The organism is Streptomyces sp. NPDC057694 (assembly GCF_042799415.1).
Classification (GTDB): Bacteria; Actinomycetota; Actinomycetes; order Streptomycetales; family Streptomycetaceae; genus Streptomyces.
This window is the reverse complement of record NZ_JBHVIX010000014.1, coordinates 21,401-34,332: the sequence shown is the minus strand read 5'-3', so window position 1 is coordinate 34,332 and position 12,932 is coordinate 21,401. Positions and strand designations below refer to the sequence as shown.

Genomic DNA, 12,932 nt, shown 5'->3' with positions numbered 1-12,932 from the left:
TTTTTTTGTGGGTTGGGGTTGTGTTTTTTTTTGTGGTTGTTGGCGCATCCCCCTCCGCCTGGGGGGGCGCTTTTTGTTTGTTGGGGGGGCGGGGGAACCCCCCCGGGACGCGGCCACCGGCCCGCAAGCCGGGAGCGAACAGGACACGGCAGGCGTGAAGCCGAGCTTGCCCCAAGGGGGCCCCTCTGGGAGAGGATGGCCGCATCCATACGAAGGGAACAAGCACGTGAGCATCGACCCGTCCTCGATTCCGAATTTCGGGGGACAGCCTCAGCAGCAGGGGGCGGGACCGGCGGGCCCCGTCATTCCCGACCAGGACCTGGTCAAGCAGCTGCTCGACCAGATGGAGCTCAAGCACGTCATCGACGACGAGGGTGACCTCGCCGCGCCGTGGGAAGAGTTCCGTACGTACTTCATGTTCCGCGGCGAGGACGACCAGCAGGTCTTCTCGGTGCGGACGTTCTACGACCGGCCGCACGGCATCGAGGTGAAGCCGCAGCTCCTGGAGTCGATCGACGACTGGAACCGCCGCACCCTGTGGCCGAAGGTCTACAGCCACACCCACGACGACGGCACGGTCCGCCTCATCGGCGAGGCCCAGATGCTGATCGGCACCGGAGTCTCCCTGGAGCACTTCGTGTCGTCGACCGTCAGCTGGGTGCGCGCCGCGATCGAGTTCGACCGCTGGCTGGTGGAGCAGCTCGGTCTGGAGACGGACGTCGACTCCGCCGAGGACGAGAAGCCCGGCGACGACGCCGAGTAGGCACCGCTCCGGCTACAGCGGCCGCTGGGCGTAGACCAGCAGATACGTCCCGTACGCCACCGAGAGCCCGGCCAGCGCACCCACCACCAGGAGGGCCTGCGCGGGCCGGGTTCTCGCCGTTCTGGCCAGGGCGCACGCCAGCGGCAGCAGCAGCGGGAACGCGGGCAGCAGGAAGCGCGGCTTCGACTCGAAGAAGCCGGACCCGCACACCGCGATCGACAGCAGCACACCGCTGTACACGAGCAGCGGCAGCGGGGCCCGGTCCAGGAGCAGCAGCGCGTACAGCAGCACGCCCGCCGCGACGATCACCAGCGCCATGGGGAACACGAACACATCCCCGCGCAGCAGCATCCGTTTCGCGAACCGCGCCGAACCGAGCCCCAGGTCGAACGTCGACCCCCAGGCCCGCTGCACGGCGAAGTACCCGCCGAGCAGATCGCCCTCGCGCCGCCCCACCCACAGGACGTACGCGGCCCAGCCGGCCGGGGCGAGCAGCGCGCCTGTCCACAGCCTGTGGGGAACGCGGCCGCGCCGCCGGAAGAGTTCCCAGGCGGCGGTGGCAAGGACGGCGGCGGCGACCGCGAAACCGTTCGGCCGGGCGAGTCCGGCGAGCGCGGCCAGGGCGCCCGCCCAGACCCAGCGCCCGGTCAGCACCGCGTACAGCGACCACGCGGCCAGCGCCGTGAGCACCGGCTCCGTGTAGCCCATGGACAGCACCACCGAGTGCGGCAGCACCCCCCACAGCACGACGAGCAGGGTCGCCACGGTGGGGCCGTGCAGCCGCAGCCCGACGCGGTGGATGCCGAGCGCGGCGGCGACCGTCGCGGCCCAGGCGATCAGCAGACCGCAGGCACCGGCGCCGAGCACCGGCAGCAGCGTGTGCGCGGCGCGGATCAGCGCCGGGTAGAGCGGGAAGAAGGCGAGGTCCTGGTAGAGGAGCCCGGGGCCCGGGTGCAGGGTGCGGGCGCCGTAGCCGTTCGCGGCGATGCCGAGGTACCAGAGCGAGTCCCAGGAGCGGCCGAGCAGCGTCCAGGGTTTGTCGCCGGCGAGCGCGAGCGCGGTCATGCCGGTCAGCCGGGCGGCGACGAAGAGGGCCAGGGCGCGCAGCGCGGAATCCGTCGTGCGGGGCCGGGCTACGGTGGCTGAGGGGGCGTCAAGTACGGCGATGCTGCTCGGCTCGGTCACATCCCGACCCTGCGATGAGGGTGCCGCCGCCGCGACTCGGGTGCTCCGACCGGGTGCGGGCTGGTGCCGGGTGCGGCTCTCGTCGTGGCTGGTCGCGCAGTTCCCCGCGCCCCTGGAGGCGAGCTTCGCTCGCCCAGGGGAGGCGGCGCGAAGCGCCTGCCTCAGGGGCGCGGGGAACTGCGCGACCAGCCCCCACCGGCCGTCAGTCGACCGACAACCTCTTACAGCGACTTCAGGCGTCCCACGGCATCCGCAAGCACAGCCTCCCGCTTGCAGAAGGCGAACCGGACGAACGGCGCCCCGGCCTCCCGGTCGTCGTAGAACACGGCGTTCGGAATCGCGACGACCCCGCACCGCTCCGGCAGCGCCCGGCAGAACGCGAACCCGTCGTCGAAGCCGAGCGGCCGGATGTCGGTCGTCACGAAGTACGTGCCCTGCGGCCGGAACACCCCGAACCCGGCGTCGGCGAGCCCCGCCGCGAGCAGATCCCGCTTGGCCGTCATGTCGGCGCGGAAGTCCGAGAAGTAGGAGTCGGGAAGGGCGAGCGCCTCGGCGACCGCGTACTGGAACGGTCCGGCCGACACGTACGTGAGGAACTGCTTGGCAGAGCGCACCGCCGTCACCAGCTCCGGCGACGACGTCACCCAGCCGACCTTCCACCCGGTGAACGAGAACGTCTTGCCCGCCGACCCGATCGTCACGGTCCGCTCGCGCATCCCCGGCAGCGTCGCGAGCGGGATGTGCTCGGCGCCGTCGTAGGTCAGGTGCTCGTACACCTCGTCGGTGACGACGAGCAGGTCCCGCTCGACGGCCAGTTCGGCGATCGCGGTCAGTTCGGCGCGGGTGAGGACGGTGCCGGTCGGGTTGTGCGGGGTGTTGATGAGCAGCAGCCGGGTGCGCGGCGTGACCGCGGCGCGCAGTTCGTCGAGGTCGAGGCGGAAGCTGCCCTCGTGCGGGCGCAGGGTGACCGGGACGCGGGTGCCGCCCGCCAGTGCGATGCTCGCCGCGTACGAGTCGTAGTACGGCTCGAACGCGATCACCTCGTCGCCGGGCTCGACCAGGGCGAGCAGCGAGGCCGCGATGGCCTCGGTCGCGCCCGCGGTGACCAGCACCTCGCGGTCGGCGTCCAGCCCGATGCCGTACCGGCGCTTCTGGTGCTCCACGATCGCGCTACGCAGCTCGGGCACGCCGGGCCCCGGCGGGTACTGATTCCCGCGCCCGTCCCGCAACGCCCGCACCGCGGCCTCGCGCACCTGCTCGGGCCCGTCGGTGTCGGGAAAGCCCTGCCCGAGATTGATGGCACCGGTGGAGACGGCCAGCGCGGACATCTCCGCGAAGATCGTGGTCCCGAACTCGGCGAGACGGCGGTTGAGGAGGGGGCGGGTGCGGGAGGTCATGGGCGTCATCCTGCGCCGGGGGGTGGGGGTTCATCAACTTGCGGGGAGTACGTCTGGCGGGGGCTGCTCGGGCTTGCGGTGCTGTGCGGCTTGGCGGGCGCGGGCGAGGCTATTGCTGGTGGCCAGAGTCTGGGGGTGGCTGTTGCCCAGGATCTGCTCGCGCTGGCTGAGGGTGATCTCGAACAGGGGGATGGCTCGTTCCAGGTCTCCTGCTCTCTGGTAGGCGTTGGCGAGGTTGTTGCGGGTGGTGAGGGTGTTGTGGTGGGTGTCGCCCAGTGCCTGCTCGGACTGCGCGAGGGTGGCCTCATACAGGGGGATGGCCCGTTCCAGGTCCCCTGCTGTCTGGTAGGCGTTGGCGAGGTTGTTGCGGGTGGTGAGGGTGTTGGGGTGGGTGTCGCCCATTACCTGCTCGCGCTGGGTAAGGGTGGTTTCGTACAGGGGGATGGCTCGTTCCAGGTCTCTTGCCGCCTGGTAGGCACCGGCGAGACTGTCGCGGCTCGTGAGGGTCTGGGGGTGGGTGTCGCCCAGCGTCTGCTCGGACTGCGCGAGGGTGGCCTCGAACAGGGGGATGGCCCGTTCCAGGTCCCCCGCCATCCGGTAGGCGTGGGCGAGGTTGTTGCGGCTGGTGAGGGTGTTGTGGTGGGTGTCGCCCAGAACCTGCTCGGCCTGCGCGCTGTTGGTTTCGTACAGGGGGATGGCTCGTTCCAGATACCCCGCCGACTCGTAGGCGCTCGCGAGGTTGTTGCGGCTGGCGAGAGTCAGGGGATGAGCGTCTCCCAATGCCTGCTCACGCTGGGCGAGGATGGTTGTGCGCAAGGGAATGGTGTGCACGTCCCGCCCCTGGTCCTCCAGGTACTCCGCCGCGGCGATGTAGGCGTCTGTGGTTTCGGCGGAGGGCATGTTGTGGGCCGACGCGGATTCCAAGAGTGCGATGACGTGGGGGAGGAGTCGTTCCCACTGCGAGGGGTTGGTGTCCGCCTCGACCGAGGCCTGCTGGATGAGTTGCTCGGCGGTCCCACGGCCATGCTCCTCATCTCCGGCATCGCGGTGACGCAGCACCGTTTGTACGAGGCGGGGGACACCGATGCTCTGACGATCCGGGCCGAAGGTGATCATGTTGTAGGCGTGCAGTGCGCCCAGTGCCTCGCCCAGGTCGAGCGCGTCGGGGCACAGTGGGGCGAGCAGTGAGCGGGGGATGTCGTCGGGGGCCAGCCAGGCCATCGCACTCAGCATCGCCACCGCCTGCTGATTGCGGCGCTCGACGGCCAGCAGCGTGTGCTCCCAGACGCGCGCGATGGTGCGCTCCGGGTCGATGCCCCCCGACGCCCTGTCGATGACGCGGCCCAGCAGCTTCCGGTAGTCGCTCAGCGAGGTGCCGGTCTCGTGGAGGTAGGCGCCCGCCTGCTCCAACGCCAGCGGGAGGTGGCCGAGTTCGGCGGCGAGGGCCCGCGCGTCCCGGGACTGCTGCGCGTCGGCTGCGTGGTCGGGGCCGAAGGCCAGCGTGCACAGCAGGGACTCGGCCGCGTCGGCGTCGAGCAGGCCCAGTGCCATGGTGGGCGCGATGGAGTGCCAGCCGGTCGCGATGCGGCTGGTGGCCAGGTGGTGGCCGTCGGGCAGGGCGCCGAGGTAGTGGCGCAGGACGGCCGGGTCCTCCACGTTGTCGAACACGAGCAGCCAGCCGGGATGCCATTGCAGCCACAGCAGCGCCCACGCCGCCCGCTCCGGTGAGCCCGCCGTGGACGTCGCCAACTGCGGGCACAGGCGCAGGGCGAGATCGGCCAGGCCGCTCACGATCTGCTCCACATCGGTGGCGGTGATCCACCACACCAGCGTGTAGTCCTGCCGGTGGCGGTGCGCGTAGTGCAGGGCCAGGGTGCTCTTGCCGATGCCGCCGAGGCCGTGGATCGCCCGCGTCCCGGACAGCTGGGTGACCGCCGCCTCGCCCGCACCCGTCAGGAGACGGCGCACCTCGGCCAGCTCCGGCCCCCGTCCCACGAACACCCCGGACGCGGAACCGGGGAGATTCCCGGCCCCCGCCGGAGCGTCCGCCTCCCGCGCCCAGCGCACCGCCTCCGCCGGCACCATCACCACGCGTGCGCCGTCGCCGGTGATGGCCACGCCGATGTCGCCCTGCGCGGCGATGGCTCTCGGCCCTGAGGCCTGAGCGTCGCCCTCCTCAGGCATCAGGCATCCGCCCGCCCGTCACCACCGATGGTGACGTTGTCCCCGGTCACGGCGTTGTTGATGGACTTGGCGGCGATGGAGCGTTCACCGGAAGCCGTGACGTTCACGGTCTCGCCGCGCACCGGAAGCAGCCTCGCCAGTTCGGCGAGCAGCTCCGCGTCCTCGCGCAGTGCCCGCTTGATCTGCTGCCGCAGTGCCGCCGCCGCGTCCTCGTCGTCGGGGGCCTCGTCCACATCGCGTACGGCGGCTTCGAGTTCGGCGCGGCCGTGTTCGTCGTGCCGGCGCCACACCGCCTGGAGGATCCGGCGCCCCACGTTCGCCGTGCCGTCCGCCGCCGCGGTCTCCGCGCGGGTCAGCACCGCCGCCCCGTAGGCACTCACCGCCGGAGCCAGATACTGCCCGGCCTGCTCCATCAACTGCACGATTTCAACGTCCATGAGATCCCCCGATCCCCCGGTCCCCGGCTTCCGCAGCCGCAAGAGGCCAAGCGTAGGGCTTCCGTTTCCCGAAGCTCTGGAGTTCCTCAACTCTGCTTTGACCGCGTACGCGCACGGGCATCCCCCTTGCACGCCCGCACGGGGCGCCCCTCGGGGGATTCGGGGGAAGGGAAAGGAGGACCGGTGATGGGAACAGTCTTCATCGTGGTCTTCGTGGCGCTGGTCGTCGCCATCGTCGTCGCTACGGCCAAGGCGGGCGGCAATGGCCGCGCGCCCAGTACGTCGTTGAAGAAGAAGAAGCGCTCGCGGGGATCGAGCAGCAGCTGGTGGGCCGGGGGCGGTGCCGCGAGCAGCGGCGGCGGTGCCTCGTGCTCGTCCGGCTCGTCGGGGTCGTCCGGCCATCACGGCCACTCCTGCGGGGGCGGCCACTCGTGCGGCGGGGGGAGTTCCTGCGGGGGCGGCTCGTCGTGCGGCGGCGGGGGCGGGTGCGGCGGCGGCAGCTGACGCCGCCGCTCACGGGGAAGCGGGCGGCCCGCGCGGAGACGACTGACACGGGGCAGTCGGTCCACGCGGGCCGTCCGCATGCCGGGGGGGCATGCCGGGCCGCTCCGATGCCCGCTCCGATGCCCGGACAAATGCCCGCACATATGTCCAGGAAGAACCCGAAGGGTGTGCGCCGGGCGCATTCCGGCGCCCGTGGAAGTTGAACAGTTGAGCTGTGCAGCGCCCGGGGGGATGGAAACCCCGTCAAGTTGGGTAAAAACGCTGTGACGGCGCCATCGCCCATGATTCCCTTTTAACCGTCAACTCAGCCCTCGTACCGCATATTCACAGCGTTCGCGTGGGCACGAGCCGGTCCCTTTGACACAGCCGGCCCCACCTCCCTTTGCGTGCTAGCGGAGCCGACCCATGCTCACGACCCTGAACACCGCCTACACCGACACAAGCGCGGACGACCTCGCCTGGACCCTGGGCCGTGAGCCGCTCCCCGCGCTCGCCACCCTCGATCTGGAACTGTCCGGCGCCACGCTCCAGTTGAGGCTGCTCGGCGCCTCCCACCAGGTGCTCCTGGAGGAGGAGAACGGCAGCTGCTCGGAGACCGTGGCCTGTATCCCCGGCAGCAGCACCCCGCTGCCGCTCGGTGTCGCCGAGCGCGTCGGCGACTGGGAGTACGAGTTCGCGGCCCGCGTCGAAGACCTGACCCCAGGTCAGTTCGCGGGACGCGCGCAGGAACTGCTCGCTCTCGTGTCCGACCATCCGAACGGACTGGCCGGCGTCTTCCCCGGCAGTCCGCACGCCTTCACCGCGATGCTCGCCCAGCGGCACGAGGGCCAGGTGCACTGGCGCACCTGGCACGCGTACCCGCAGGACGGTCAACTCGTCGCCACCCGCACCCGGGTGGGTGTGCGACGGTCCGCCCCCGTACTGCTCTAGGGCGTGCGCCGGAGGTATGCCTGTGCACGCGTTTTCCACACGTGTGGGTGACCGGCCGGAGTTGCATGGTGACGTAGCGTTCCCTGAGTGATCGATCCGCACGCCCCTGCCCCGCACTCGGGGGTCCCGCGGTCCCGGGGCGAGCCGGGGCGGGCCCCGCTCCCGGTCAAGCCGGGCACCGGCCGGTTCCTGGTCCTCGCGGGCGTCTTCGTCTGCGCGGCCTGCGGACTGGTGTACGAACTCGAACTGGTGGCCCTCGCCTCGTACCTGATGGGCGACTCGGTCACCCAGGCGTCCGTGGTGCTGTCCGTCATGGTCTTCGCGATGGGCCTCGGCTCCCTCGCCGCCAAGCGGCTGCGCTGCCATGCCGCGGCGGGCTTCGGGATGCTCGAAACCCTGCTCGCGCTGGTCGGCGGGTGCAGTGCCATGGCCCTGTACGCCGTGTTCGCCTGGACCGGCGGCTGGGGCGGGGTCTGGGGCGACGGGCCGAGATATCTGCTGGTCGCCTTCTCGCTGGCCATCGGGGTGCTGATCGGCGCCGAGGTGCCGCTGCTGATGGTGCTCATCCAGCGGATCCGCCGGCAGGACCCCGGCGGCGCGGTCGCCGATCTGTTCGCCGCCGACTACGTGGGCGCGCTGGTGGGCGGCCTGGCCTTCCCGTTCGTGCTGCTGCCGCTGCTCGGGCAGTTGACGGGGGCGCTGCTGACCGGCGCGGTCAACGCCGTGGCGGGCGGCGCGCTCGTCCTCGGGCTGTTCCGGCGCGACCTGAGCCGGCGGGGGCGCTGGCTGCTGCTCGTCGCCAATGTCACCGTGCTCGCCGTCCTGGCCGCCGCCTGGGTCCTCGTCGACGACTTCGAGCGGGCGGCGCGGCACGCCATGTTCGGCGCGCAGGCGCGGGTCGCCGTGCAGAGCCCGGTGCAGGAGGTCGTGCTGACCGGCGGTGAGCGCGGCCGGCCGCTCGGCCTCTACCTCGACGGGCGGCTGAGGGTGCGCGGTGACGACGCCGCGCGCTACCGGGCCGACCTCGTCGATCCCGCCCTGCGCGGCGGGCCGCGGGCGCGGGTGCTCGTCATCGGGGGCGGTGACGGGGTCGCGGCGCGCGAGGTGCTGCGCTTCGGCGGGGTGCGGCAGGTCGACGTCGTCGACTCCGACCCCGAGGTGGTGCGGCTCGCGCGCACCGATCCGGGGCTCAGCGCGCTGAACGGGCGGGCGCTCAGCGATCCTCGGGTGCGGGTGGTCACCGGGGACGTGTTCGGGCTGCTGCGGGGCCGTGGCTCGCTCGGGGGGCCGTACGACGTCGTGATCTGCGATCTGCCCGATCCGGCGCTCACCAGCAGTACGAAGCTGTACTCGCAGGAGTTCTACGGGCTTGTGGCTCGGGTGCTCGGGCCCTCCGGGCGGGTCGTCGTGCACGGGGGGCCTGTTTCCGGGCGGTTCTGGACCGTCTCCGAGACGGTGCGGTCGGCTGGGCTCCGGGTCGTCTCCTACCGGGGCGGTGGGGGTGCCGGGTTCGTCCTGGGCGGCCTGCGGGTCCCGTCGCCCGGGCCCGCCCGGGTGATCCACCCCGGCCGCCCCTACGCCCCGTCGACCCTGGTGCACCCGCGCTACGGCACCGAATAGACGTCGTGTGCGGGTCGCGTCGTGGCTGGTCGCGCAGTTCCCCGCGCCCCTGGAAGCGAGCTCCGCTCGCCCAGGGGAGGCCGCGCGAAGCGCATGCCTCAGGGGCGCGGCGAACTGCGCGAGAAGAGGCCACCGGCCGGCACCCGACGACGGACAGCAGCGCGAAGCGCACGCTCCAGGGGCGCGGGGAACTGCGCGACCAGCCCCCACCGGCCGGTACCCGGCGACGAATCGCCATTCGCTGGGGCGAACACGGGTCAAGGCGTGCAGGGAGTCGATAGGCTCGGCTGCCATGGAGCATGAGGTGTTCGTTCCGGTTCCGGCGGAGTCCGTCAGGGCGGTGCTCAGCGACCCCCTTCGGGTGGCCCGGGCCCTGCCCGGGTTCCAGCGCGACGCGGCCGGCGAGGGCGGCCGCCTCAAGGTCCGGATCGGCGGACACACCATCACCTACCGCGGCAGCATCACGGTGGACCGCACCGCCGACGGCTCGTCCATGCTGGCCGGCGACGCCGTCGAGGCCCGCGGCACCGGCGCCGTGACCTTCACCCTGACCGCCCGCGCCGCGGCCACCGACGGCGGCACCACCCTCACCTTCACCGGCGACGCGACCGGCGACGGCCGCGTCGCCGAACTCCCGGCCGACGCGGTCGAATCGGCGGCCCAGCGCCTGCTGAACCGTTTCGCGGAGAACCTCGCGACGGCGGGCCGGGAACCGGGCGGCGACCCGGAGCCGCCCGAGCCGCCGGAGACCCCCGAGGCTCTGGAAGTCGGGCCGGAGCTGTCCGTGTACGAGACCGACGTGCCGCCCCCGTCCCTCGACCCCGACGCCGACCTCGACCCCGGCGAGGACGAGACGGACCTGCCCCCCGAGCCGGCCGCCGCCCACGCCCGCCGCACCATGATCGGCCGCAGCGCGGAGGAGGTCGACCACTCCCCGCCGCGCGGCCGCTACGCCCCCGTGCCCGCCCCGGCCGGCACCACGGCGAGCGCCACCCTGCGCTGGGCGGCCCCCGCCGCCGCCCTCGCCGTCGCCTCCGCGATCGTGGTCGGCCGCGCCCTGCGCAGGCGCCGCTGAGCGCTCCGGCCCCCGCCCCGCATAGGGTCAGTGGTCGTGACGACACAGGAAACGACGCTGACCGCGGGCGACGCGGAAGTGACCGTGGCGCCGGGCAACGGCTGCCGCATCAGCAGTCTGAGGATCGCCGGGACCGAGCTGCTCCGGCAGGGCGAGCGCTACGGCTGCTTCCCGATGGTGCCCTGGTGCGGCCGGATCGCGGACGGCCGGTTCAGGGACGGCGGCCACGTCCGCCAGATGCCGCTGAACTCCCCGCCGCACGCCATCCACGGCTTCGCCCGGGACGCCGAGTGGACCACGGCGCGGGCGACGGCGACCGAGGCCGTCTTCACGTACGACCTCACCGACCCCTGGCCGCACCCCGGCCGGGTCACCCAGGTCGTCGCCCTCACCGAGGACGCGCTGACGCTGACGCTCGGCATCGAGACGTACGGCGACTCGTTCCCGGCGCAGGTCGGCTGGCACCCCTGGTTCAACCGGCGGCTCGGCGACAGCGACGTGCGGATCGACTTCGACGCCGCCTGGCAGGAGCGGCGCGGCGACGACCATCTGCCCACCGGCGAGCGCATCGACGTACAGCCGCAGCCCTGGGACGACTGCTTCGGCATGCCCGACGGGGTGGACGTGACCCTGACCTGGCCCGGCGAGCTCGCCGTGAACGTCACCAGCCGTGAGCCGTGGGTCGTCGTCTACGACGAGCAGGACGCCGCCGTGTGCGTCGAGCCGCAGACCGGGCCGCCGAACGGGCTCAACACCGCCCCGCGCCTGGTCACGCCCGTGGACCCGCTGGAGGCGAGCACCACCTGGACCTGGCGGCGGCCGTAAAACCGGCCCTTTAAGCTCATAGGCATGACGACGAACGACGTACGGGACGCCCTGCTCCAGCAGATCAAGGACAAGGCCGTGGTGCACGGCAAGGTCACGCTCTCCTCCGGGCTCGAGGCCGACTACTACATCGACCTGCGCCGCGTCACCCTCGACGGCGAGGCGGCCCCGCTCGTCGGGCAGGTGCTGCTCGACCTCACGAAGGACCTGGAGTTCGACGCGGTCGGCGGTCTCACGATGGGCGCCGACCCCGTCGCCGGCGCGCTGCTGCACGCGTCCGCCGCCCGCGGCGAGCGGCTCGACGCGTTCGTCGTCCGCAAGGCCGCCAAGGCGCACGGCATGCAGCGCCGCGTCGAGGGCCCCGACATCAAGGGCCGCCGGGTGCTGGTCGTCGAGGACACCTCCACCACCGGCGGCTCCCCGCTGGAGGCCGTGGCCGCGGTGCGCGAGGCGGGCGCCGAGGTCGTCGGCGTCGCCACCATCGTCGACCGCGCCACCGGCGCCGCCGAGAAGATCACCGAGGGCGCCGGGGTCCCGTACCTCTTCGCGTTCTCCAAGGACGAGCTGGGTCTGGACTAGGTCCTCCCCGCCAGGTCCTCCCCACCAGGTCCCGACCGCCCCGGGACGTACGTCCCGCAGAACCGGGCCTTCCCCGGACTGGAGCATTCGCACAAGTCTGGAAAGATGGGGCCGACGATGATGTCACCCCATGGTGCTTGGTGAGGTCGGACCACCGGTCAGGACACCAGAACAACCTCAACCCGCAATCGCGCTTCACGAGGAGACGGCAGATGCCCATCGCAACCCCGGATCAGTACAACGAGATGCTCGACCGGGCCAAGGCGGGGAAGTTCGCCTACCCGGCCATCAACGTCTCGTCGACGCAGACGCTGAACGCGGCGCTGCAGGGCTTCGCCGAGGCCGAGTCCGACGGCATCATCCAGATCTCCACCGGTGGCGCCGAGTACCTGTCGGGCCAGGGTGTGAAGGACATGGTCGTCGGCGCGCAGGCGCTCGCCGAGTTCGCCCACGTCGCCGCCGAGCACTACGGCGTCAAGATCGCGCTGCACACCGACCACTGCCCCAAGGGCAAGCTGGACGGTTACGTGCGCCCGCTGCTCGACATCTCCGCCAAGCGCGTCGAGGCCGGCGGCCTGCCGCTGTTCCAGTCGCACATGTGGGACGGCTCGGCCGAGACCCTCGCCGACAACCTGGACATCGCCCAGGAGCTGCTCGCCAAGGCCAAGGCCGCGCACATCATCCTGGAGATCGAGATCACCCCGACCGGCGGTGAGGAGGACGGCGTCTCGCACGAGATCAACGACAACCTCTACACCACGGTCGACGACGCGGTGCGCACCGTCGAGGCGCTGGGCCTGGGCGAGAAGGGCCGCTACCTGCTGGCCGCCTCGTTCGGCAACGTGCACGGCGTGTACAAGCCGGGCAACGTCGTGCTCCGCCCCGACCTCCTCGCGGACCTGAACGCCGGGATCGCCGAGAAGTACGGCAAGCCGGCCGGCTCCAAGCCGTTCGACTTCGTCTTCCACGGCGGCTCGGGCTCCACCCTGGAGGAGATCCGCACCGCGCTGGAGAACGGCGTCGTGAAGATGAACCTCGACACCGACACCCAGTACGCCTTCACGCGGCCGATCGCGGGCCACATGTTCTCGAACTACGACGGCGTCCTGAAGGTCGACGGCGAGGTCGGCAACAAGAAGACGTACGACCCGCGCGTGTGGGGCAAGAAGGCCGAGGCGGGCATGACCGCCCGCATCGTCGAGGCCTGCGAGAGCCTGCGCTCGACGGGGACCCGCATCAAGTAACCCGGGGTTCGTCGTCGTCGGCCACCGGGCCGCGGACGAAGAACGAGCCCACGGCCGGGGGCGGGCCCCCCCCAGTTTCCGGCCCACCCCCCCTCCTGCTGCCCCACCCACCCCGTTCCCCCTCCCCCCCCCCCCCCCCCCGCGCAGGACCTCCCTCCTTCCGGAGGGAGGCACCACAAACAAGGGCCC

12 protein-coding genes are annotated in these 12,932 nt (G+C 71.9%); 8 read left to right on the top strand and 4 right to left on the bottom strand.

Annotated elements, in window-relative coordinates; genetic code table 11:
* Window positions 1–226 precede the first annotated feature (226 nt).
* The gene (locus tag ACFVDP_RS26905) at window positions 227–763 is read left to right on the top strand and encodes a YbjN domain-containing protein (protein ID WP_383494672.1); all 537 of its coding nucleotides are present in this window, start codon (window positions 227–229) and stop codon (window positions 761–763) included.
* Window positions 764–775: 12 nt separating this feature from the next.
* Here ACFVDP_RS26905 and ACFVDP_RS26900 read toward each other — a convergent pair whose 3' ends face one another.
* The 4 genes from ACFVDP_RS26900 to ACFVDP_RS26885 all read right to left on the bottom strand — a co-directional run bounded on the left by ACFVDP_RS26900 (window position 776) and on the right by ACFVDP_RS26885 (window position 5,966).
* Window positions 776–1,948 (bottom strand): hypothetical protein, encoded by a 1,173-nt coding sequence (locus tag ACFVDP_RS26900; RefSeq protein ID WP_383494669.1) that lies wholly within the window; start codon window positions 1,946–1,948, stop codon window positions 776–778.
* A gap of 221 nt (window positions 1,949–2,169) precedes the next feature.
* A complete protein-coding gene (locus tag ACFVDP_RS26895; RefSeq protein ID WP_383494666.1) occupies window positions 2,170–3,354 on the bottom strand; it encodes a pyridoxal phosphate-dependent aminotransferase in 1,185 nt (394 codons plus the stop codon).
* Window positions 3,355–3,378: 24 nt separating this feature from the next.
* On the bottom strand, window positions 3,379–5,529 hold the full coding sequence (locus ACFVDP_RS26890) for a tetratricopeptide repeat protein (RefSeq protein WP_383494663.1): 2,151 nt from the start codon (window positions 5,527–5,529) through the stop codon (window positions 3,379–3,381).
* Window positions 5,529–5,966, bottom strand: coding sequence for a hypothetical protein (locus ACFVDP_RS26885; RefSeq protein ID WP_383494660.1), 438 nt, complete (start codon window positions 5,964–5,966; stop codon window positions 5,529–5,531). The genes ACFVDP_RS26890 and ACFVDP_RS26885 overlap by 1 nt, the downstream gene beginning before the upstream one ends.
* A gap of 186 nt (window positions 5,967–6,152) precedes the next feature.
* Between ACFVDP_RS26885 and ACFVDP_RS26880 the strand changes: the two genes are divergently transcribed.
* The 7 genes from ACFVDP_RS26880 to fbaA all read left to right on the top strand — a co-directional run bounded on the left by ACFVDP_RS26880 (window position 6,153) and on the right by fbaA (window position 12,743).
* Window positions 6,153–6,470: a hypothetical protein gene (locus ACFVDP_RS26880; RefSeq protein ID WP_383494657.1), complete on the top strand. Its 318-nt coding sequence runs from the start codon at window positions 6,153–6,155 to the stop codon at window positions 6,468–6,470.
* Window positions 6,471–6,875: 405 nt separating this feature from the next.
* Window positions 6,876–7,400 (top strand): DUF2617 family protein, encoded by a 525-nt coding sequence (locus tag ACFVDP_RS26875; RefSeq protein WP_383494654.1) that lies wholly within the window; start codon window positions 6,876–6,878, stop codon window positions 7,398–7,400.
* A gap of 87 nt (window positions 7,401–7,487) precedes the next feature.
* Window positions 7,488–9,020 (top strand): polyamine aminopropyltransferase, encoded by a 1,533-nt coding sequence (locus ACFVDP_RS26870; protein WP_383494651.1) that lies wholly within the window; start codon window positions 7,488–7,490, stop codon window positions 9,018–9,020.
* A gap of 292 nt (window positions 9,021–9,312) precedes the next feature.
* Complete coding sequence (locus ACFVDP_RS26865) at window positions 9,313–10,095, top strand: SRPBCC domain-containing protein (RefSeq protein ID WP_383494648.1); 783 nt, start codon at window positions 9,313–9,315, stop codon at window positions 10,093–10,095.
* 36 nt (window positions 10,096–10,131) lie between these two features.
* Window positions 10,132–10,920: an aldose 1-epimerase gene (locus tag ACFVDP_RS26860; protein WP_383494645.1), complete on the top strand. Its 789-nt coding sequence runs from the start codon at window positions 10,132–10,134 to the stop codon at window positions 10,918–10,920.
* A 24-nt stretch (window positions 10,921–10,944) separates the two neighbouring features.
* Window positions 10,945–11,499: an orotate phosphoribosyltransferase gene (gene pyrE, locus ACFVDP_RS26855; RefSeq protein ID WP_383494642.1), complete on the top strand. Its 555-nt coding sequence runs from the start codon at window positions 10,945–10,947 to the stop codon at window positions 11,497–11,499.
* A gap of 212 nt (window positions 11,500–11,711) precedes the next feature.
* A complete protein-coding gene (fbaA, locus tag ACFVDP_RS26850) occupies window positions 11,712–12,743 on the top strand; it encodes a class II fructose-bisphosphate aldolase (RefSeq protein WP_383494639.1) in 1,032 nt (343 codons plus the stop codon).
* The last annotated feature ends 189 nt before the right edge of the window (window positions 12,744–12,932 follow it).